At 41.0% G+C, this 205-nt stretch carries 1 protein-coding gene; it reads right to left on the bottom strand.

Annotated elements, in window-relative coordinates; genetic code table 11:
* Positions 1–205: aconitase family protein (locus FUA24_RS24405; protein ID WP_148546037.1), on the bottom strand; the 205-nt coding region annotated here is incomplete at both ends.

Genomic DNA, 205 nt, shown 5'->3' with positions numbered 1-205 from the left:
ATTGGCATTGTTGCTTCACCTGTTGCTAAAGCTAGGGCCACAGTACCAGAATCGGCACCAAAAGCAACACCTTTAGACATACGTGTATGCGAATCTCCACCAATAATGATATCCCAATCATCAACCGTAATATCGTTTAATACCTTGTGAATAACATCGGTCATGGCATGATATTGTCCTTTAGGATCACGACCAGTAATTAATC

The sequence above is a fragment of the Seonamhaeicola marinus genome (assembly GCF_008085455.1).
Note: the sequence above shows the minus strand (reverse complement) of the source record. Positions and strands in the feature narration are given on the sequence as shown.